We start from the raw sequence: 20,195 nt of genomic DNA on the forward strand, positions 1-20,195 counted from the left end.
GCACGTCATGCTTCACGACTGCATGCCCCAGCGTTGCACGGTATGGCGTTCGAGTACGCGGAAGATCAGGTTTTCGACGGCGAGGCCAATCAGAATCACCGTGAACAGACCCGCGAACACGTTCGCGATGTCGAGCAGGTTCTTGTTTTCGTAGATGAACCAGCCGAGGCCGCCGGAACCCGAACTCACCCCGAACACGAGTTCCGCCGCGATCAGCGTGCGCCACGCGAAGGCCCAGCCGATCTTCAGGCCGGTCAGAATGCTCGGGAACGCAGCGGGCACCAGAATCGCGGCGACGTAGCGCCCGCCGCGCAACCCATAGTTGCGCCCGACCATTTTCAGCGTGTTGCTCACCGACAGAAAGCCCGAGTGCGTATTCAACGCGACCGACCATGTCACCGAATGCACGAGCACGAAGATCAGGCTGCCGTTGCCGAGCCCGAACCAGATCAGCGCGAGCGGCAGCAGCGCGATGGCGGGCAGCGGGTTGAGCATCGACGTCATCGTTTCGAGAAAGTCCGTGCCGATGCGCGAGGTGATCGCGGCGGCCGTCAGCAACGCGGCCAGCAGCAGACCGCAGCCGTAGCCGAGCAGCAATACGTGGATCGACGCCCATGCCTTGCCGGGCAGTTCGCCGTTTGCGATGCTCGTGCAGAACGCGTCGACGGTCGCGCTGAAAGTGGGAAACAGCAACGGGTTGTTGAGCCAGCGTCCGTAGCCTTCCCAGACCAGCGCGAGCAGCGCGAGGATCAGGAACTTGCGCAGCCAGCTCTGGTTGTACAGGCGCTCGAACAGTGACAGCGGCTTTTCGACGACGCTGAAATGCTGTGCATCGCTGGGTTCGCGAATGATCTCGCCGCGCGGCGCGTGCGTGATCATGTCGTTACGGGGCGGATGGACGGATGCGGAACCGTGTGCGGTAGCGTCAGACATTCTCTGCCTCGTGGATTTCGTCTTCGAACAGCATGTGCTGGATGCGTTTTTCGAGCGTGGCAGCGGATTCGCCTGCCGCCGCCGTATCGAGTTCTGCCTTGACCTGCCCCGGGTGCGGCGACAGCAACAGAATCCGGCTGCCGACCTTGATCGCTTCCGGAATCGAATGCGTGACGAATAGCACGGTGAAGCGCGTTTCCTGCCATAGCGTCAGTAGTTCGTCCTGCATCTTGCGGCGCGTGAGCGCATCGAGTGCGGCGAACGGCTCGTCCATCAGCAGGATGTCCGGTTCCATCGCCATGCCGCGCGCAATCGCCACGCGCTGCTTCATGCCGCCCGATAACGTATGCGGATGGCTGTCCGAGAATTTCGTGAGGTTGACCTTGTCGATGTAATGCATCGCGCGCTGTTCCGCTTCGCGCGCCGACAGCCGGTGCGAAGCGAGCAGCGGAAACATCACGTTCTGCTTGACCGTCTTCCACGGCAGCAACTGGTCGAATTCCTGAAAGACCATCATCCGGTCGGGGCCCGGCTTCGTCACCGTCTTGCCCTTCAGCGTGATCGAACCTTCCGTCGGCAGCAGATAGCCGCCGACGCTCTTGAGCAACGTCGACTTGCCGCAACCCGATGGCCCAAGCAAAACGAAACGGTCGCCTTCGAATACCTGAAAGTCGACGCGATACGTTGCCATCACGAGATGCCGCGGCGTCTTGTATTGCAGCGTTACGCCGGCGACATCCAGTAACGGCATGCCGCTCGGCGAGGATGTGGCGCGGGTGGCTCCAGCACGCGTGCGATGCATGATCAACTCCCTTGAAGCGATTGGGCGGTCGGAAAGAACATGTCCTTCCACGAGGCGGGTTTGGTCTTGATCAGGCCCGTGCGTGCCATGAAATCCGCGTATTTGAGCGTGTTTTCGGGCGTGGTCGTGAAGGCGACATCGGGCGACGAAATCATCTTTTCGATGTCGGCGACATTGCTCTTGTCCTTGCTGATGCGCAGGTAGGCGAGTGCGGCCGCGTGCTTGTCCCTGGTGATCTGCGCTTCGGCATCGTCGAGCGCGGCCATGAAGGCTTGCACGAGTTTCGGATTCTGTTGATAGAACTTCGTCATGCACCAGACCAGATTGAATGTCGACTTGCCGCCCAGAACGTCATACGAATTCACAACGGTGCGCACGCCAGGGTGGGCCAATTCCTGTTCCTGAAACGGCGGCGAGCCGAAATGCGCGGTCACTTCGCTATTGCCCGACAGCAGCGCCTGCTGCGCATCGGGATGAGCCAGCGAGACAGTGTATTTATCGAGCTGCCCCTGGTTGCCGGCGCCGAAGGCCTTTTCCGCGGCCATTTGCAACGTGATTGCCTGGATCGACACCTTCGCTGCGGGCAGCGCGATCTTGTCCTTGCCGGTGAAGTCTTTCAACGTTTTCACCGTCGGATTGTTGGTGTTCAACAGCAGCGGCATCGAATTGATCGCCGACAGCGCCTTGACCTCGACGGGCGTGCCGCGCGTACGCGCCCACAGCAGCACGAGCGGCGCGACGCCGCCTGACGCGATCTGCAACGAATCGGACAGCAGCGCGTCGTTCATCACGTTGCCGCCCGCGAATTCGACCCATGACACTTTCAGATTCGGCACGCCCAGTTGCGCGGCGTGCTTTTCGACCAGCTTCTGATCCTGCATCAGCATCAGCGGCAAATAGCTGACGCCGTATTGGCGCGCGATCCGGATCTCCGACAGTTCGGCGCGGGCGGGCGCACTGGTGAGAGCTGCGCCGAGAGCGAGCAGCGTTGAGAGAAATACGGCAACTTTACGAAGGCTCATCGCTGGACACTCCTTGCGACAGGAACGGCACGGCCAATCTGTTGAAATGCGACACCGGATAAACCGGATGGGTGGGGGCTGCGTGTGCCTATTCGGTCTCGCGTGGCTGCGGCCGGCGCAACGCATGCGTCACGCGGCAAGGCGCGACATGAAGGACATGAGCGGGATGACGATGAGGCGGGGTACGCATCGTGAGTGTCTCCTTGTTGCCGGCCTGCTCGCGACAAAACGGTTTGCGCGACGCGGCCGGAATCAGGTTCACAGATGGTGTGTTGTGGGCAACCGGATCGCGCGTGAAATGCCTTGCTTCGGTGACTGTGGCATTCAGCGAATTCAGCGCCGTGTGATTTAACTCATCTGTATGAGTAGCGAGTGTAGGTGATCGTGCTGTTGATTGCAAATGCGGGAAAACGTGACATGTGCGGCGCGCGGCCGGCGGCTTTTGGCGCTGCGCACCGCGCTTGGCTTCCGGCCTTGTCAGAGCGGCTCTTCGTGCGATGCCGAAGCACCGACGTATTCGTAGCGTGCGGTGTTCGCATGCGAGATCCGCACTTCGACGGGCGCCTGATGATACGAATACGCGACGCGCCGCACTTCAAGAAGCGGCGTGCCGTGCGGCACTTCCAGCAGCTTGCTTTCGAGTTCATTGGCTACCGCGACGCGCACGCGTTCCTCGGTGCCGAGCACGTTGATGTTGAACGCATCCTGATAGAAGTTGTACAGCGTGCTCGGCCGGCTGCGCAGCGCGGCTTCCGTCAGGCCCGCAAAACGTGCCTCGGGTACGGTGATGTTGTCGATCATCACCGTTTCGCCATGCAGCGCCAGACGGTTGATGAACGTGAACACGCGCGCGCCCGTTTCGACTTTCAGCAGCGTCGCGATATCGCGCGTAGCCTTGGCCTTCCTGAACTGCACGAGCGTTACGCTCGGGTAGGTCTTGTCGCCGTCCTGGCGCACGATGCGGAAGAAGCGGAAGAAATGACGATCACGCTGGTGTTGCGCGACGAAAGTACCGAGCCCCTGATGGCGCACCAGAATGTTGTCGGCCACCAGTTCGTCGATTGCCTTGCGCAGCGTGCCGATCGATACGCCGAAGCGTTCGGCCAGCCGCTTTTCCGAAGGAATCGTTTCGCCGCCCTTCCATTCGTGCGCGGCCAGCGCGGCCAGCATCGCATTCTTCACTTCCTTGTAGCGCGTGCCGCCGATTGCCGGCGTGGTGGCCGCACCGTTCGGTAGATTGATACCCGTCGTCAACGTATTCATCGATCTCATCCTGTCGTTGCATCTTCATTGCTGCTGTCTTTCAATTGATTCTACTTCATACGGTTCATCAAACACATATAGATGATATGGTTGACATATGCAAATGTGCCGCCTAAGATGGGTTCACGCAGGCGAACCAAACCGTACCAACAGACTGGAGACAACTGATGAGCCACACCGCAGCAGGTGCACCGCAACAATCCGGTGAAGGATCTTCCGCCAGCCCTTCGTCAGACCGCAAAACGATTCATATCGTGCTGCACGAAGCGAAAGACACCGTCGGTGTGGCGGTTGTCGAAGGCATCAAGGCGGGGACCCAGTTGAACGCGTGGATCATGGACGACGACGAGCTCGTGACGATCTCGGCGAAACAGAACATTCCGATCGGTCACAAGGTGGCGCTAAAAGACATGGCGGTCGGCGACACGGTGTTCAAGTACGGCGTGGACATCGGCAAGGTCGTTGCGCCGATCCGCGCGGGTGAACATGCGCATGTTCACAACATCAAGACGAAGCGCTGGTAGCCGGCGCGAGGATCGACCAGCTCGCGCATCGACATTGCGAGCGAGCTTCCCCACTCAACAGAGCCAGATCGAAGAGAGCCACCATGAGCGTGATTGACCAGAACACCACTTTCCGCGGGTTTCGCCGTTCCAATGGACGCGTCGGCGTGCGTAACCATGTGATCATCCTGCCCGTCGACGATTTGTCGAACGCCGCCGCGCTGGCCGTCGAAACGACCATCAAAGGCACGATGGCGCTACCGCATCCATACGGCCGCCTGCAGTTCGGCGCCGACCTCGATCTGCATTTCCGCACGCTGATCGGCGCCGGCTGCAACCCGAATGTCGCGGCGGTCGTCGTGATCGGGATCGAGGAAGGCTGGACCAAACGCGTCGTAGACGGCATTGCGAAGTCAGGCAAGCCGGTGATGGGCTTCGGCATCGAACTGCATGGCGATCACGATACGATCATGCGTGCCTCGAAAACCGCGAAAGAGATGGTGCAGTACGCCACGTCGCTCGATCGCGAAGAATGCCCGATTTCGGACCTGTGGGTATCCACGAAGTGCGGCGAATCCGATACCACGTCCGGCTGCGGCGCGAACCCGACTGTCGGCAATGCGTTCGACAAGCTCTACGGGTTGGGCACGACGCTCGTCTTCGGCGAGACGTCCGAACTCACGGGCGGCGAGCAGATCGTTGCCGCGCGTTGCGCGAACGACCAGGTGCGCGAGCGCTTCCAGTTCATGTTCGACCGCTATCAGGACATGATCAACCGCTGGAAGACCGACGATCTGTCGGAGTCGCAGCCGACCAAAGGCAACATCGCGGGCGGCCTGACGACCATCGAAGAAAAAGCGCTGGGCAATATCCAGAAGATCGGCAAGAAGTGCAGAGTCGACGGCGTGCTCGACAAGGCCGAGGAACCGACGGGGCCGGGCTTGTGGTTCATGGATTCGTCGTCAGCCGCGGCCGAGATGGTTACGCTGTGCGCCGCGTCGGGCTTTGCCGTGCATTTCTTCCCGACCGGGCAGGGCAACGTGATCGGCAATCCGATCGTGCCTGTCATCAAGATTTGCGCGAACCCGCGTACGGTGCGCACGATGAGCGAGCATATCGACGTGGATGTGTCGGGACTGTTGCAGCGCGAACAGAATCTCGATCAGGCTGGAGACAAACTGCTGGAATCGATGCTGCGCACCGCGAACGGGCGCTTTACGTCGGCGGAAGCGCTGGGCCACCGCGAGTTCGTGTTGACGCGCCTGTTCGAAAGCGCGTAATTTCTCCGGGCCCGTCCTCGCGACGGGCCGCGCTGCATAGCGCACGAATCCTGATCGCGCAGGCGGCTGCGATGACAGTTAGCTTCGGGTCAGCTTCGGATCCCCTGTATTCAATGGAGTTTTCGCAGCAGCGCGCACACGCGTGACGTCTCGGGCCCGAGAAGCCCGGCACGCGCCGCACGGCGCTGTTCCATTTTCCAGCAGCAGCGAGTGGAGGAGACACCATCTTGCGCGTGCTAAAACATCTTTACGTGCAGGTTCTGATCGGACTTGCGGCAGGCATTCTCGTCGGTTATTTCTGGCCGGATCTCGGCGTCCAGATGAAGCCGTTCGGTGATACCTTTATCCGGCTCATCAAGATGCTGATCACGCTGGTGATCTTCTGTACCGTCTCCGTCGGCATCGCGCGGATGGAGAATCTCAAGCAGGTCGGGCGCGTCGGCCTCAAAACCATCGTGTACTTCGAAGCGGTGACGACGGTGGCGCTGGTCATCGGCCTTGTCGTCGCCAATCTGCTGCACCCCGGCTCCGGGCTGAACATCGATCCGAAGACGCTCGATACGCATGCAGTCAGCCATTACGTGACGGAAGTTCACGCGCAGTCGAACACCAGCTTCCTCGAAGAGATCGTGCCGAATTCGGTCGTGGGCGCGTTCGCGCGGGGCGATCTGTTGCAGGTGTTGCTGTTCTCGGTGTTGTTCGGCATCGCGCTATCGATCATGTCGCGGCGCAGCCGCTTCCTGTCGCGCGTGATCGAACAGAGCGGCGAAGCGCTGATGCGGATCGTCGAAATGATCATGCGCCTGGCTCCCCTTGGCGCGTTCGGCGCGATGGCGTTCACAGTCGGAAAATATGGCATTTCGACGTTGCAGCAACTCGGTCTGTTGATCGTGTGCTTCTATCTGACGAGCATTCTCTTCATCGCCCTGGTGCTGGGCACGATCTGCCGCTGGGCGGGCGTGGGGTTGTGGCCGCTGCTCAAGTATCTGCGTGAGGAGCTGCTGATCGTATTGGGCACGTCTACAACGGAATCGGTGTTGCCTCGTTTGATGGAAAAGCTCGAACGGCTTGGGTGTCCGAAGCCGGTAGTCGGGCTCGTGCTGCCGACGGGCTATTCGTTCAACCTCGACGGCGCCGCGATCTATCTGACGATGACCTCGCTCTTCATCGCGCAGGCCACCAATACCCATCTCACGCTACTGCAACAGATCGGGCTGCTGGCGATATTGATGGTGACGTCAAAGGGCGGCGCGGGCGTGGCGGGTGCGGCGCTGGTCGCACTGACGGCGACACTGTCGACGCACAACATCATTCCGGTTGCGGGCATTACGCTGATACTCGGTATCGATCGCGTGCTCAACGAGATTCGCGCGATCGTGAACATGATCGGCAATGCGGTGGCGACGATTGTCGTCGCCCGCTGGGAAGGCGCATTCGATGTGCAGGCCGCGCGCAAACTGCTGGCCGCGCCGCCGGAAGTTCAACGCGGCGAGCCGCAAGCGAACGCAAGCGATGTCAACGACATGGCGCCGCCCGCGTATGTACAGGAGCGCTCGAATTGAGCACGAACCTGAATACGAATCCGCGCGCGACGCGCAAGAAGATCGTCATCAGCGAATTCATCGACGCTTGCGCAGTCGCAGCGCTCAGCGAGCGCTTCGACGTGCATGCCGATGCGTCGCTTGTCGATCAACCCGTTGCGTTGAACGCGTTGCTGGCCGATGCCGACGCGCTGATCGTGCGTAATCGCACGCAGGTAAGGGCCGCGCTGCTCGATGCCGCGCCGCGTCTGAGCGTAGTCGGGCGTCTGGGCGTCGGGCTCGACAACATCGATCTGGACGCATGCGCGCAACGCAACGTATCGGTGTTCCCGGCGACGGGTGCGAATGCACGCGCGGTGGCCGAGTACGTGCTCGCCACGGCACTGATGCTGCTGCGCGGTGCATACCGTTCGAGCATGGAGGTCGCGGCGGGCAAATGGCCGCGCGCGGCGCTTTCGAATGGCCGCGAAGCGGCGGGTAGCACGCTTGCCGTAATCGGCTTCGGCGGCATCGGGCAACTCGTTGCGCAACTCGCGCGCGCGCTGGGCATGCAGGTGCTCGCCTACGATCCGCTGCAGCCGGCCGATGCGGCGTGCTGGGCCGCGACCGGCGCGCGCCGCGTGAGCATCGACGAAGCGTTGCGTGCCGCCGATGTGATCACGCTGCATGTGCCGCTCGTCGACAGCACGCGCAATCTGCTCGGCGCATCGCAACTCGCGGCGCTGAAGCGCCACGCGATTATCGTCAACACGTCGCGCGGCGGGATCGTCGATGAAGCGGCGCTTGCCTTGGCGCTGCGCGAAGGCCGCATTGGCGGCGCGGCGCTCGACGTTTTCAACGATGAGCCGCTCGCCGCCCGTTCCCCGCTGGCCGACGCACCAAACCTCATTCTCACGCCGCACATTGCGGGGCTGACCATGCAGTCGAACGAACGTGTCAGCACGCTCGTTGCGGCGCGCGTGACGGAGGCCCTGCTTGCGCAGCATGACTCACACGTAACCGAAGGAATTTCACGATGACGCGAGTCTCAGCCGACGAACTGCTCGAACTCGCGACGCGCGCCGTCCGCAACGCGGGCGCAACGCCGGAGACCGCAACGGCCACGGCCCGCGCGTTGGTGTATGCGGACTCGTGCGGGTTGTCGTCGCACGGTGTTTCGCGTTTGCCGATGTACGTCGCGCAGTTGCGCAACGGGCGCGTCGATCCGCAGGCGAAGCCCTCCATTGTTGCGACGCGCAACGCCGCCGTGCTCGTCGATGCCGCCGATGGCATGGCGTTTCCCGCCTGCGCGCTTGCTGTCGAGACCTTGATCGGCCGTGCACGCGAACACGGCAGCGCAGTGGCGAGCGTGACCCGCAGCCATCATTTCGGCGTCGGCGCATATCACCTGGAGCCGATCGGCGCGGCGGGCATGGTGGGCCTTGCGTTCAGCAATTCCCCGGCGGCGATGCCCGCGTGGGGCGGGCGTCATGCGCTATTCGGCACCAATCCCATTGCCGCCGTGTTTCCGCGCCGCAATGGCGACGCATTGATGGTCGACCTGTCGCTGTCGCAAGTGGCGCGCGGCAAGATCATGGTTGCGGCGCGCGAAGGCAAGCCCATACCGTCCGGCTGGGCGACCGCCCGCGACGGTACGCCGACCACCGACGCCAAGGCGGCGCTCGACGGCATGATGCTGCCGTTCGGCGGCGCGAAAGGCGCGATGCTCGCGCTGATGGTCGAACTGCTGGCGGCGGCGCTGGCGGGCGCGAACTTCGGCTATGAAGCGGGATCGTTCCTGACCGAGGAGGGGGCACGCTCGCGGATCGGCCATCTGTTCTGGGCCATCGATCCGGGCGCGCTGGCGGGCAATGAGATGTACGTAGAACGGGTCGAGGCGCTTGTCGCGGCGATGTTGCAGGATGCGGATGTCCGTTTGCCAGGGCAACGGCGGCATGCGTTGGCCGACGCGGCAAGCCGCGATGGAATCGAGATTCCCGATGCGTTGCTCACACAGTTGCAGACCTTGGTCGCGTGATGCGCGAATGCGCCGAAAGGAACCCGGCGCACTTCACGCGGGCGCCGGGCCGCTCGTGCCACGCACGATCAGTTCGATCGGCAGACACTCGCGCTGCGGCGGCACGCCGTCCGAGAGCCAGCGCAGCAGTGCGCGCGCGACGCGTTCGCCGAGTTCGTAAGTGGGCAACAGCACGGTAGTGAGACCTGGCGTGATCTGCGAGACGATGGGCAGATTGTCGCAACCGACAATCGATAACTGCTGCGGCACGGCGATACCGGCCGATTGCGCTTCGAACAGGCAACCCAGCGCGAGCACGTCATTGCCGCAGAAAATGGCGGTTGGAGCAGGGCGCAATTGCGTCAGTAGCTTGAGCCCGGCGCGACCGCCTTCGAAGCCGAATGGCTGTTCGATGATGTTCGCATCAGGCAGACGGATATCGTGCTGTGCAAGGGTTCGCCGGAAGCCTTCGATCCGCTGACGCGCGCGGTCGTTATGGCGCGTGAAGCCCGAGATCACGCCGCAGCGGCGATGACCGAGTTCGAGCAGATGTTCAGCGGCCAGTTGCCCGATCAACTGGTTGTCGAAGCCGATCGACGGCGGTGTATCTGCGTCGCCGCTGCCGGCTGCGCCGGGGCGCTCGGCGTGCGACCAGGTCAGCAGCAGCGCGACGTGGCTCGCGCGAATCAGTTCATAGGTTTGCGGTGCATGGTCGGTGCCGACCAGAACGATTGCGTCGACAGCACGTTCCAGCAGCGCGCGCACGACTTCGATTTCCGCGGACAGGTTGTACTCGTGCGCGGAGATCAGCAACTGATAGCCGGAATTCGACAGTGTGGTTTGCAAGCCTTGCACCGCACGCGCAAAGATCGCGTTGTCGAGCGTCGGCACGATTGCGCCGACCATTCGCGCACGGCCCAGCGCAAGCGCGCGCGCCGCGCCGTCGGGCACATATCCCAGCGTGGCGATCGCATCACGGATGCGCGCGCGCGTGTCCGCTTTCACCATGTCGGGGTTGGAGAGAGCGCGCGACACAGTTGCCGTCGAGACGCCGGCGAGTGTGGCGACATCGCTGATACGGGCGCGTGGCAAGGTATTCATTGCGGCAGATCAGACCGGTTTGGATAGGCTCAATTGATTGTAGTGCCCGATTGCAAGCGAGCGACAGTGCAACATCATTCGAATCGGTATAAATCCCGATGTGACCCGTGATCATAGCGTCTATATTCAAATGCAAGCGGTTACATTTCATTGCGCGGCGCGTTGCATTTCACGCCGCTGAACAGGCAGGAGACAATGTGTTCCCCGCATTCCGTTCACCGCGCTTCCTGTGCAGCATCGGCACGCTCGCAGCAACGCTCGCCGCGTGGTACGTGCTGACGGCTCTCACAGGCATCGTCGCAGCGTCGAGATTCCCCACTCCGTTCGATACCTGGCAGGCGCTTGCCCAGGTGGTGACGGTCGGTTATGCCGACGGCCGTCTCGACCAGCACATCGTGCAGAGCGTGAAGCTCGTTCTATACGGCTTCGCGACGGCGGCGGTGACGGGCGTGCCGCTCGGCCTATGGATGGGCTACTCGGCGCGTGCGCAAGCGTTCTTCAACCCGATCTTTCTGCTGTTGCGACCCATTCCGCCGCTCGCGTGGATTCCGCTCGCGATCGTCTGGCTTGGACTCGGCGACTCCGCGAAGGTGATGGTGATCTGGTTCGCGGCGTTCGTGCCATGCGTGATCAACAGTTTCGCGGGCGTGCGCAATCTCGACGTGCCGATGCTCGAAGCCGCCGAGATGCTGGGCTTGCGGCGTTCGCGCTTCGTGCTGGAAGTAATGATTCCCGGCGCGCTGCCGATGATTTTCACAGGCTTGCGCCTGTCATTGCAGGCTTCATGGACGACGCTCGTGGCGGGCGAATTGATCGGTGCGGTCAGAGGTCTCGGGCATCTGCTGACGCAAGGCTCGCTCGACATCTATCCGGCGATGATCGTCGTTGCAATGCTGACGGTCGCGCTGTGTGGATGGTTGATGACGGTCGCGCTTGGGCAAATCGAACGGCAACTCATGCCTTGGAGAGCGAACAGATGAAACCGGGTCATCTGCGCGGTGTCGCGCATCCTGACATCGAGCCCGTCGGCGTCAATCGCGAGTCCGGCAGTGCGGCACGCACGTTGCGCCAGCGCAAGATGGTCAGCGAGCCTGGGCGTGCTGTGGCTCGACGCAACGTGCCGCTCTGGACGCTGAATGCCGCGGGGCTGATCGCGTTCTTCGGCATCTGGTGGCTGGCATCGGCAGCAGAACTCGTCCCCGCGATCTTTCTACCGACGCCGCTTGCAGTCGTTCACAAGTTTGCCGATCTGCTCACGCATCCGTTTGTCGGTTACACGCTCGAAGTGCATCTGTGGTCGAGCTTGCAGCGCTATCTGATGGGCTTTTTGCTGGCCGTCGCGCTGGGTGTGCCGCTCGGTCTGACGATGGGCTGGTTCCGTTGGCTCGACTACTGCGTGACGCCGCTCTTCGAAACCGTGCGTTTCATCGCGCCGATTGCATGGGTGCCGTTTGCCGCGTTGTGGTTCGGCACGGGCATCGGTGGCCCGGTGCTGATCATTTTTGCGGGTGCGTTTCCGCCGTGCGTCGTCAATGCTTATCGCGGTGCGCAGCAGGTCGACGGCAGGCTGCTCGAAGCGGCGCGCATGCTCGGCGCGCGTCGAACCGGATGATCGTCTGCGAAGTGCTGCTGCCAGGCGCGTTGCCGTCGGTGATCGCAGGTGTGCGCGTCGCGGCGGGACTGGGCTGGATGTCGCTGGTCGGCGCCGAACTGATCGTCGCGTCGAGCGGCATTGGCTACATGATGGTCAAGGGACAAGCGGCAATCGACACTGCGACGGTGATGAGCGCGATGATCGCAATCGGTATGGTGGGCGCGGCAATCGACCTGCTGCTTGGACGCATCGAAGCGTACGCGATGCGCAACCGGCGCGTCGCCCGGCACTAGCACCCGTGGCTTCACTCTCTCAACCGTGACGGAGCGCACGATGAGCATGATTCGTTTCAATGATGTGTCCCGCATGTTCAGGCGCGACAAGGCGAGCGTCGTCGCGCTGGAACACGTCGAACTGGAAATCGCCGACAAGGAATTCGTTGCGATCGTCGGGCCGTCGGGCTGTGGCAAGACGACGTGTCTGCGGATGGTCGCGGGTCTCGAGTTTCCGACGTCGGGCAGCGTGACGGTGGCGGGCCGCAAGGTGACACGGCCAGGACCCGATCGCGCGGTCGTCTTTCAGCAGTTCGCGCTGTTCCCGTGGAAGACAGTGTGGGACAACATCGATCTCGGCTTGCGCGCGAAGGGCATGGCCGCCGACGCAAGACGCGAAACGATCGAACGCTATCTGTCGCTGATGAATCTGCGCGGCTACGAGCAGGCGTATCCGCATCAACTATCGGGCGGCATGCAGCAGCGCGTCGCGATCGCGCGCGCGTATGCGCTCGACCCCGGCGTGCTGCTGATGGACGAGCCGTTCGGCGCGCTCGATGCCCAAACCCGGGTCGTCATGCAGGAAGAACTGGTGCGGCTCACGCGCGTGAATCCGCGCACGGTGCTGTTCATCACGCACGCGGTCGAAGAGTCGGTGTATCTCGCGGATCGCGTCGTCGTGATGACGGGCCGGCCGGGGCGCGTGAAAGAAGTGATCGATGTGAAGTCCGTGCGCGAGCAGCATGGCTGGGACGCGTGCAAGCGGATCGAAGACGTGATGGATCTCGAATCGTTCGTCCGGTTGCGCACGCATATCTGGAAGTCGTTGCGCGACGAACACGGCGCTGTCGAACGTGTCGCTGCATGAAGCTGCATAAAACTGCCACCGGTTCCAACGGCTGAGCGCAATACCCCATAAAACAGGAGACCAACATGAAACGTCTGCGCGCGATCCCTTTCATTGCGTTGCTCTGCGCGGGCAGTGCGGCGTTGCCGGGCACGGTGTGGTCCGCCGATCTCACTCCGATCAGGGTCAGCTATCAGCCCGCGCTGTATTGGGCGTTGCCGTTCTATGTCGCAACCGAAAAAGGGTGGTGGGCAGAGGTCGGATTGAAGCCCGAGTTTTCGGTGTTTCCCGCAGGCGTGCCGCAGATTGCGGCGGCGGCGTCGAAATCCTGGGACGTGGGCGGCACGGGTTCCGTGCCGGCGGTGCTCGGCTACAAGCGCTTCGGCATTCAGGTGATCGGCCTGACAAACGACGAATCGCAGGGCAACGTTCTGATGGCGAGCAAGGCGCGTTATGACGCGGTGCGCCGCAATCCGGCGTCGCTGAAAGGCCAAACCATCGTGTTGACGTCCAACTCGACGGGTGATTACGCGGTACAGGCATGCCTGAAAAAGTATGGGCTGACGAAGGCTGACGTGACGCTCAAGAACATGGGCCAGGCCGAGATCATTTCCGCTGTGTCGTCGGGCAATGCTGATTACGCGGGCGTGTGGGCGCCGTATGACTATACGCTCGAAGAGAAGGCGGGCGCGCGCGTGTTGTGCTCCGGTAAGGACGGCGGCGCATCGGTGCCCGGCGCGCTCGTCACGCGTGGCGAATTCGAGAAGCAGCATCCCGATGAGGTGGCAAAGTTTCTCGCCGTCTATCTGCATGCATGGGCGTGGATGAAGGCGCACCCTGACCAGGCCGTCGCGATGATGAAGAAGTTTTACCAGGAGGGCGGCGTCAACATCAGCGACGATTCGATGCGCAAGGAATTCGCTACGCGCCCGACCTTCGACCTGAAGCAGCAACTCGCCGCGATGGACCGCACGAAAGGCGCATCGCAGGCCGACGATTCGTTCACGAAGATCGCGCAGTTCATGCATGCATCGGGCGCGCTCGCGTCCGTCCCCGAAGCAAAAGACTATATCGACGACAGCGCGATGAAGCGTGTGTTGGGCGACCCTAAACTCGCGGCGTTCGCAATGGACGGCAGCAAATAACGCGCGGTCGCGATCGCGCAAAAAGGCCACGGTGTGGCCTTTTAAAAGCCCCTCGCTGCAAGCGCTTGCATTATTTTTAACATCGATGAAGGAGAAGGCGATGAGCGTGACTTACCTGAAGAAAGCAGCCAAGACGCCGGAAACCGAGACCGCGACGGCGCAACAGGTGGTCGGTGAAATGCTTGCGCAGATTCAGGCGCATGGCGAAGACGCCGCGCGTGCGTATGCGAAGAAACTCGATAACTGGGACGGTCCGATCATCGTCTGCGCCGATGAGATCGAACGGCGTGCGCTCGAAGTGCCCGCGCACGTGAAGGCCGATATCGATTTCGCCGCGCAACAGGTATTCGACTTCGCGCTCGCACAGCGGCGCTCGATTGGGGATTTCTCGGTCGAACTGTATCCAGGCGTGACGGCAGGGCAAAAAGTGGTGCCCGTCAACGTGGTCGGCTGTTATGCGCCTGCTGGCAGGTACGCGCATATCGCGTCGGCATACATGGGCGTTGCGACTGCCAAGGCAGCGGGCGTGAAGACGGTGATTGCCTGTTCGAGCCCGTTTCGCGGAGGCGGCATCCATCCGTATGTGCTGTATGCGTTCAAGGCGGCAGGCGCCGATGTCGTGATGACGCTGGGAGGCGTGCAGGCGATCGCGTCGATGGCGTATGGGCTTTTTACCGGCAAGCAGGCGGACGTTGTGGTGGGGCCGGGCAACAAGTTCGTCGCGGAGGCGAAGCGCGCGCTCTTTGGCAAGGTTGGGATCGACGTCTTCGCGGGGCCGTCGGAAGTTGCGGTGATCGCCGACGCCAGTGCCGACCCGGCGATGGTCGCGAGCGATCTGGTCGGCCAGGCCGAGCATGGCCACGAGTCGCCGGCCTGGTTGTTCACGACGTCGAAGGCGCTCGCCGACGAGGTCATTGAGCGGGTTCCGCAACTCATCGATGCGTTGCCGCCGACCGCACACGATGCCGCAGGCGCCGCGTGGCGCGACTACGGCGAAGTGATCCTGTGTGACACGCGAGAGGAAGTGGTGGACGTGTCTGACCGCTATGCATCGGAACACCTCGAAGTGCAGGCTGCCGATCTGGACTGGTGGCTCGAACATCTGACCTGCTACGGCTCGCTCTTTCTCGGCGAAGAAACGACGGTCGCATTCGGCGACAAGGCGAGCGGTCCGAATCACGTTCTGCCCACCAAGGGCGCAGCGCGCTATTCAGGGGGGCTCTCGGTGCACAAGTTCGTGAAGACGCTGACGTGGCAGCGCATGACGCGCGATGCGGCGAAGCGCATTGGCGAAGTGACGGCGCGTATCTCGCGGCTCGAAGGCATGGAAGCCCACGCCCGTACCGCTGACGACCGCTTGCAGAAGTACTTTCCCGACGAAGCATTCGTGCGTGGCGAACCGGTACAGGTATGAACGCCATCGGCATGTGCAATCGGTACGACAAAGGAGGACACCGTTGAATATCGCTCGACTATTCGACCTGAATGGCAGAACCGCGCTCGTGACCGGCGGCAACTCGGGCGTCGGCGAAGCGATGGCGCGCGCGTTGGGCGGGGCGGGTGCGCGCGTCGTGCTGGTGGCGCGGCGAAGTGATGCGCTCGACGAAGCGGCAATGCGGCTGCGGGATGACGGTATTGATGCGCACATGCACGCATGCGATCTGAGCGACGCGCATGCGGCGCGCGCCTGCGCGCTCGATGCAGCGGCACAGCACGGCCAGATTGACATTCTCGTCAACGCGGCGGGCGTCAATCTGCGTCAACCATTCGATGAAGTGACGCCGCAAGCGTGGCAACAGCAGCTCGCACTGCATCTTGGCGCGCCGTTCTTCATGACGCAGGCGCTCGCACCCTCGATGAAGGCGCGCGGACATGGTCGCATCATCAACATCGCGTCGCTGCAGTCATACCGTGCATTCAACGATAGCGCGCCATACGGCGCGGCGAAGGGCGGTGTCGTGCAATTGACGCGTGCTATCGCGCAGGCGTGGTCACGCTACGGCATCACGTGCAACGCGATTGGGCCGGGCTTTTTCCCCACTGCGCTGACGGCTCCCGTTTTCAACGACGCGCGCGTCGCGGACATGCACGCGCAGAACACGTGCATCGGACGCAATGGACAACTCGACGATCTGTATGGCGTCACGGTGTTTCTTGCGAGTGACGCGTCCGCGTACGTCACGGGCCAGACCATCATGGTCGACGGCGGGTACACCGCGCGGTAGGCGGTAACGCAATTGCACGACGGAGAACGCTTGTGAAAGCACTTGTCTACACGCAGCCCAATGAGGTCCAGTTGCTGGATCGGCCCGAACCGCTGGCAGCCGACGGCGAGGTGATACTCAGGATCGATGCGGTCGGTATTTGCGGCTCCGATATGCATGCATTCCACGGCCACGATCCGCGACGCAAACCCGGCCTCATTCTCGGTCATGAGTTCGCCGGCACGATCGTGGAGACGCGCGCACCGCATCTGATGAAAGGCTTGCGCGTCACGGGCAATCCGTTGATCACCTGCGGGCACTGTGAATATTGTGTGCAGGGGCGCGACAATCTGTGCGCGAACCGGACGATGGTCGGCATGACGCGTCCGGGTGCATTTGCCCAATATATGTCGTTGCCTGCGGGATGCGTTGTCGAAATTCCGCAGGAGATGCCCGCAACGCACGCCGCGGTGACCGAGCCGGCTGCTACGGCGCTGCATGCGCTGAATCTGTCGATGCGCGCGCTGCAAAGACCGTTGCCGGAAACCCGCGCGCTGGTCATTGGCGGCGGGGCGATTGGATTGCTGTCGGCGTTGTTACTGAAATCGTACGGCTGCCGGTCGGTTGAAATGGCGGAGGTCAATCCGCTGCGTCGACGATCGGCGGAGCAGCATGCGCAGTGCGAGACATGGGATCCGTTGCACGCGCCGGCGCCTGAAAGCCGGTTTGAGTTCGTGATCGATGCCGTGGGCGCAAAGCCGACACGCGCGCTCGCGTTATCGTCGGTGAAGCCTGGCGGCGTCGTGATGCACATCGGCCTCCAGGACTGGGCAAGCGAAATCGATATGCGCAAGCTGACGCTCGCTGAAATCACGCTGCTGGGTACGTACACCTATACGATGGCGGATCTTCGCGCGACGGTTTCGGCGTTGCACGAAGGCGCGTTCGGTTCGCTGGATTGGCTCGACGTGCGGCCGCTCGATGCCGGAAGCCAGGCGTTCGACGATTTGCAGAACGGCAGGACGGCGTCAGGGAAAGTCGTCCTGACGCCGGGCTTCTAAATTTAGTATCCCGTTCCGCTGATTCGCGAACAAAGTCTTTGTAGCTTGGCGAGGCTGGAATCCGCGGAGGCGGTCCACGTGAATGGTACCTACGCCATGGCGCGGGTAAGCGCCCGCCGTTTTGCAAGGGTCTCGTAAAGAGCGCGTACGCCGAATCGCCAGGGCGCGATTTCGGTTGACGACTGCACGGTGTTGACAAGTGCGCCGAGCTCCGGCGTTGCAATCGTCACCTTGTCCGCGAGGTGATGCGTGAAGCCGCTGCCCGGAGCATGCCGGTCTTCAATTGGAGAGAACATCGTGCCGAGGAACAGCATGAAGCCGTCTGGATACTGGTGATGCGGCCCGGCAGTCTGGGCCACAAGTTCCTCTGGGTCACGGCTGATCTCGCGCATGTGGCTCACGCCTTCGAGAATAAATCCGTCGTCCGCGCCTTCTATCCTGAGCGACACGCTGGCCGCCCGCACCGAGTCCATGGTGAAGCGTTCATCGAACAACCGAATAAAAGGACCGATCGCGCATGAGCCGTTGTTGTCTTTCGCTTTGCCGAGCAGCAACGCACTGCGGCCCTCGATGTCGCGGAGATTGACGTCGTTGCCGAGGGTTGCGCCGACGATCGTTCCGCGGCTGTTTACCGCCAGCACAATTTCTGGCTCGGGATTGTTCCATCGGGAGGCCGGGTGCAGCCCAACGTCCGCGCCGTAGCCGACCGCCGACATCGGTTGAGACTTGGTGAACACCTCTGCGTCCGGCCCAATGCCGACCTCCATATATTGCGACCATGCGCCGCGCCGTTCCAGTTCCCGCTTCAGACAGTCGGCAGCTGCCGTGCCGGGGCGAATCCTGGAGAGATCAGTGCCGATCAGTTGCGCGATCGTCGCCCGGACCGTGTCGGCTTGAGTCGCGTCGCCGTTAGCCTGTTCTTCAATGACCCGTTCGAGCAGGCTCACGGCAAAGGTCACGCCGCATGCCTTGATGGCCTGAAGATCGCACGGCGCCAGCAATGCGCGGCCGATGTTCTCGACGGGACCGAGCGCCTCGCCCTCGACGTGATGCGCAAACTCGACGAGGTCCACGTGCTCGAACAGGTCGGAGGTCGTCGGCGCCGACGCCGTGATGTCGAAGGCCTGACCGGCACGAACAACGACGACCGACGGCCCGTCTATCGGCGCGTTTCGCCAGATGCGTCCGACCAGCAGGGCATCGGGTAGGTCAGTAGGTACAAAATGCGGAAGATCGTTCGATATCATGGACGGCCTGGCTAGCGAGAGTTGGGAACCGCGAGGGGAGATACGCTTCAAGCGAGCGATACGCGTTGCGGGTCGGCCGGCCGAAGCCTGCCTGGCAGCATCACGCGACTCAGTGCTTCCGCGAAGAAGAAATCGCCGAACATCGTCGCGCCATCGACGCCTTCATTGTGCGGCTTCGAATAGCAGGAATTCCTCAAAAGTCCCCGCTGCGCAGGTTCGTAGGCAAACTCGTCACGACATAGAGCTTCGAGCATCGCGAGTCCGTGTTCGCGCCAGCGAACCGCATCAGCAGGGTCGGGATGCAGACGGCCCATCTCGATCAGCGCTGACGCCATCACCGCTGCTGCGGCAGTATCCTTGATTTCCGCGTCCGCGCCAGTGGCGTCGAAATCCCACGGTGGCACAGGACGTCCATCGAGCCGGCGCAGATAGTACGCCGCTAGCCGCCCGGCAAGGTCTAGCCAGTTGCGCTTGCCGGTTTCACGCGCCGTGTTCACGTAGCCATAGACGGCCCACGCCTGGCCCCGGCTCCACGCCGATTCGTCGAATGCGCCTTGAAACGTGTAGCCGCGCTGGCGCGCACCTGTTGTCACGTCGTACTCCACCGCGTGATACGTCGAATCGTCGGGGCGGATAAACGCCTTGGCGGTCATGACGGAGTGCGCTTCGGCGGCGAGGCGATAACTGCCGTCCCCGGAATGGTTCGCCGCCCAGTAAAGCAACGATAGATTAGCCATCGTGTCGATAGCCGAGGCGCTGCGTCCGCGCGGATCGTCAAGCGGGCCCCAGGAAGCGAGATAGGCGCCGCTGCGCGTGGTGACAAGACGCGCGCGCAGTTTGTCCGCGGCTTCCATCGCAATTTGCGCGTACCACGAGTCGCGGGTGATTTCGTAGCCCGGGACGGCGCTGCTGTCGAAGATAAAGCCGATGTCGTGCGTGTTAGGATCCTGCGCGCGCTGCGCGACGAGACGCATGCGCTCGCGGGCCCACGAGAGGTATTTGTCGTTGCCGGTGTGCAAATACGACGTTAGCAAAAGTCCGACCCAGAACCCGCAAAACCAATTGCCGTGGCTCCACGCTGAACCGCTGTAGCCTGCGGACAGCGACGCCGGAAGCCGGACCCACTTTCCGTCGGGCGCTGTGATCTGGGGGAATTCGACGCCGAGCGTCGGCTCGTCCTCTGCAACTTTGGTCGCAATGCGATCGAGGATATCGGTGAAGAGGGCGGACCGGTCAGAGGACAGTCCTTGGTCTTGGTACGAAGCATTCACGCCTTTGTCTCCTGATGACTTTCGCGTTTCCCGAGTGACGGGGGCACGCAAATTCTAGGAGCGCGGCGGTTCCAGCGGTTAGGACGAAGCGCGGCTTTATATTGGACTTTCCT

At 62.4% G+C, this 20,195-nt stretch carries 20 protein-coding genes; 13 read left to right on the plus strand and 7 right to left on the minus strand.

The window, feature by feature from the left end; genetic code table 11:
- Window positions 1-12: 12 nt before the first annotated feature.
- The 4 genes from OKW35_RS36305 to OKW35_RS36320 form a co-directional block, all read right to left on the minus strand.
- Window positions 13-933 (minus strand): ABC transporter permease, encoded by a 921-nt coding sequence (locus tag OKW35_RS36305; RefSeq protein WP_429554575.1) that lies wholly within the window; start codon window positions 931-933, stop codon window positions 13-15.
- Window positions 926-1,735 (minus strand): ABC transporter ATP-binding protein, encoded by an 810-nt coding sequence (locus OKW35_RS36310; protein ID WP_244144794.1) that lies wholly within the window; start codon window positions 1,733-1,735, stop codon window positions 926-928. The genes OKW35_RS36305 and OKW35_RS36310 overlap by 8 nt, the downstream gene beginning before the upstream one ends.
- Before the next feature lie 2 nt (window positions 1,736-1,737).
- Complete coding sequence (locus OKW35_RS36315) at window positions 1,738-2,757, minus strand: ABC transporter substrate-binding protein (protein ID WP_184066444.1); 1,020 nt, start codon at window positions 2,755-2,757, stop codon at window positions 1,738-1,740.
- Window positions 2,758-3,234: 477 nt separating this feature from the next.
- Window positions 3,235-4,020 (minus strand): GntR family transcriptional regulator, encoded by a 786-nt coding sequence (locus OKW35_RS36320; RefSeq protein ID WP_429405870.1) that lies wholly within the window; start codon window positions 4,018-4,020, stop codon window positions 3,235-3,237.
- 254 nt (window positions 4,021-4,274) lie between these two features.
- Here OKW35_RS36320 and OKW35_RS36325 point away from each other — a divergent pair, with 254 nt between their 5' ends.
- The 5 genes from OKW35_RS36325 (at window position 4,275) to OKW35_RS36345 (ending at window position 9,361) form a co-directional block, all read left to right on the plus strand.
- A complete protein-coding gene (locus OKW35_RS36325) occupies window positions 4,275-4,544 on the plus strand; it encodes a UxaA family hydrolase (RefSeq protein ID WP_018422892.1) in 270 nt (89 codons plus the stop codon).
- A gap of 83 nt (window positions 4,545-4,627) precedes the next feature.
- Complete coding sequence (locus OKW35_RS36330; RefSeq protein ID WP_429554576.1) at window positions 4,628-5,803, plus strand: UxaA family hydrolase; 1,176 nt, start codon at window positions 4,628-4,630, stop codon at window positions 5,801-5,803.
- 227 nt (window positions 5,804-6,030) lie between these two features.
- Window positions 6,031-7,365 (plus strand): C4-dicarboxylate transporter DctA, encoded by a 1,335-nt coding sequence (dctA, locus tag OKW35_RS36335; RefSeq protein ID WP_184040210.1) that lies wholly within the window; start codon window positions 6,031-6,033, stop codon window positions 7,363-7,365.
- Window positions 7,362-8,363 (plus strand): hydroxyacid dehydrogenase, encoded by a 1,002-nt coding sequence (locus OKW35_RS36340; RefSeq protein WP_429554577.1) that lies wholly within the window; start codon window positions 7,362-7,364, stop codon window positions 8,361-8,363. The genes dctA and OKW35_RS36340 overlap by 4 nt, the downstream gene beginning before the upstream one ends.
- Window positions 8,360-9,361 carry an Ldh family oxidoreductase gene (locus tag OKW35_RS36345; protein ID WP_429554578.1) on the plus strand — a complete coding sequence of 334 codons (1,002 nt, stop codon included), beginning with the start codon at window positions 8,360-8,362 and terminating at the stop codon, window positions 9,359-9,361. Before OKW35_RS36340 ends, OKW35_RS36345 begins: the two co-directional genes overlap by 4 nt.
- 33 nt (window positions 9,362-9,394) lie before the next feature.
- Here OKW35_RS36345 and OKW35_RS36350 read toward each other — a convergent pair whose 3' ends face one another.
- Window positions 9,395-10,441, minus strand: coding sequence for a LacI family DNA-binding transcriptional regulator (locus OKW35_RS36350; protein WP_429554579.1), 1,047 nt, complete (start codon window positions 10,439-10,441; stop codon window positions 9,395-9,397).
- 197 nt (window positions 10,442-10,638) lie between these two features.
- Here OKW35_RS36350 and OKW35_RS36355 point away from each other — a divergent pair, with 197 nt between their 5' ends.
- The 8 genes from OKW35_RS36355 to OKW35_RS36390 all read left to right on the plus strand — a co-directional run bounded on the left by OKW35_RS36355 (window position 10,639) and on the right by OKW35_RS36390 (window position 17,564).
- Window positions 10,639-11,421: an ABC transporter permease gene (locus OKW35_RS36355; RefSeq protein ID WP_429405881.1), complete on the plus strand. Its 783-nt coding sequence runs from the start codon at window positions 10,639-10,641 to the stop codon at window positions 11,419-11,421.
- Entirely contained in the window at window positions 11,418-12,053 is a 636-nt protein-coding gene (locus OKW35_RS36360; RefSeq protein ID WP_429554580.1) for an ABC transporter permease, read from the plus strand. Before OKW35_RS36355 ends, OKW35_RS36360 begins: the two co-directional genes overlap by 4 nt.
- Window positions 12,050-12,328, plus strand: coding sequence for an ABC transporter permease (locus tag OKW35_RS36365; RefSeq protein ID WP_429554581.1), 279 nt, complete (start codon window positions 12,050-12,052; stop codon window positions 12,326-12,328). Before OKW35_RS36360 ends, OKW35_RS36365 begins: the two co-directional genes overlap by 4 nt.
- A 40-nt stretch (window positions 12,329-12,368) precedes the next feature.
- Window positions 12,369-13,175 carry an ABC transporter ATP-binding protein gene (locus OKW35_RS36370; RefSeq protein ID WP_018422900.1) on the plus strand — a complete coding sequence of 269 codons (807 nt, stop codon included), beginning with the start codon at window positions 12,369-12,371 and terminating at the stop codon, window positions 13,173-13,175.
- Window positions 13,176-13,240: 65 nt separating this feature from the next.
- Window positions 13,241-14,299, plus strand: coding sequence for an ABC transporter substrate-binding protein (locus OKW35_RS36375; protein ID WP_429355561.1), 1,059 nt, complete (start codon window positions 13,241-13,243; stop codon window positions 14,297-14,299).
- Between the two features lie 100 nt (window positions 14,300-14,399).
- Window positions 14,400-15,713 carry a histidinol dehydrogenase gene (gene hisD / locus OKW35_RS36380; RefSeq protein WP_184043548.1) on the plus strand — a complete coding sequence of 438 codons (1,314 nt, stop codon included), beginning with the start codon at window positions 14,400-14,402 and terminating at the stop codon, window positions 15,711-15,713.
- A gap of 43 nt (window positions 15,714-15,756) precedes the next feature.
- Entirely contained in the window at window positions 15,757-16,524 is a 768-nt protein-coding gene (locus OKW35_RS36385; RefSeq protein ID WP_184066472.1) for an SDR family oxidoreductase, read from the plus strand.
- 32 nt (window positions 16,525-16,556) lie between these two features.
- The gene (locus OKW35_RS36390) at window positions 16,557-17,564 is read left to right on the plus strand and encodes a galactitol-1-phosphate 5-dehydrogenase (protein ID WP_429405886.1); all 1,008 of its coding nucleotides are present in this window, start codon (window positions 16,557-16,559) and stop codon (window positions 17,562-17,564) included.
- A gap of 89 nt (window positions 17,565-17,653) precedes the next feature.
- On the opposite strand, the gene OKW35_RS36395 is transcribed toward OKW35_RS36390, so the two are convergent.
- Complete coding sequence (locus OKW35_RS36395) at window positions 17,654-18,811, minus strand: fumarylacetoacetate hydrolase family protein (protein ID WP_429355558.1); 1,158 nt, start codon at window positions 18,809-18,811, stop codon at window positions 17,654-17,656.
- 47 nt (window positions 18,812-18,858) lie between these two features.
- Window positions 18,859-20,082 carry a glycoside hydrolase family 88 protein gene (locus OKW35_RS36400; protein ID WP_184066481.1) on the minus strand — a complete coding sequence of 408 codons (1,224 nt, stop codon included), beginning with the start codon at window positions 20,080-20,082 and terminating at the stop codon, window positions 18,859-18,861.
- Between the last annotated feature and the right edge of the window lie 113 nt (window positions 20,083-20,195).

The sequence above is a fragment of the Paraburkholderia sp. MM5477-R1 genome (assembly GCF_050436385.1).
GTDB lineage: Bacteria > Pseudomonadota > Gammaproteobacteria > Burkholderiales > Burkholderiaceae > Paraburkholderia > Paraburkholderia tuberum.

Excerpts from the sequence above, each read along its gene's own strand:
- OKW35_RS36305 (WP_429554575.1), bottom strand. The coding sequence starts at position 933 with ATGTCTGACGCTACCGCACACGGTTCCGCATCCGTCCATCCGCCCCGT.
- OKW35_RS36310 (WP_244144794.1), bottom strand. The coding sequence starts at position 1,735 with ATGCATCGCACGCGTGCTGGAGCCACCCGCGCCACATCCTCGCCGAGC.
- OKW35_RS36315 (WP_184066444.1), bottom strand. The coding sequence starts at position 2,757 with ATGAGCCTTCGTAAAGTTGCCGTATTTCTCTCAACGCTGCTCGCTCTC.
- OKW35_RS36320 (WP_429405870.1), bottom strand. The coding sequence starts at position 4,020 with ATGAATACGTTGACGACGGGTATCAATCTACCGAACGGTGCGGCCACC.
- OKW35_RS36330 (WP_429554576.1), top strand. The coding sequence starts at position 4,628 with ATGAGCGTGATTGACCAGAACACCACTTTCCGCGGGTTTCGCCGTTCC.
- OKW35_RS36345 (WP_429554578.1), top strand. The coding sequence starts at position 8,360 with ATGACGCGAGTCTCAGCCGACGAACTGCTCGAACTCGCGACGCGCGCC.
- OKW35_RS36350 (WP_429554579.1), bottom strand. The coding sequence starts at position 10,441 with ATGAATACCTTGCCACGCGCCCGTATCAGCGATGTCGCCACACTCGCC.
- OKW35_RS36360 (WP_429554580.1), top strand. The coding sequence starts at position 11,418 with ATGAAACCGGGTCATCTGCGCGGTGTCGCGCATCCTGACATCGAGCCC.
- OKW35_RS36365 (WP_429554581.1), top strand. The coding sequence starts at position 12,050 with ATGATCGTCTGCGAAGTGCTGCTGCCAGGCGCGTTGCCGTCGGTGATC.
- OKW35_RS36370 (WP_018422900.1), top strand. The coding sequence starts at position 12,369 with ATGAGCATGATTCGTTTCAATGATGTGTCCCGCATGTTCAGGCGCGAC.
- OKW35_RS36375 (WP_429355561.1), top strand. The coding sequence starts at position 13,241 with ATGAAACGTCTGCGCGCGATCCCTTTCATTGCGTTGCTCTGCGCGGGC.
- hisD (WP_184043548.1), top strand. The coding sequence starts at position 14,400 with ATGAGCGTGACTTACCTGAAGAAAGCAGCCAAGACGCCGGAAACCGAG.
- OKW35_RS36395 (WP_429355558.1), bottom strand. The coding sequence starts at position 18,811 with ATGATATCGAACGATCTTCCGCATTTTGTACCTACTGACCTACCCGAT.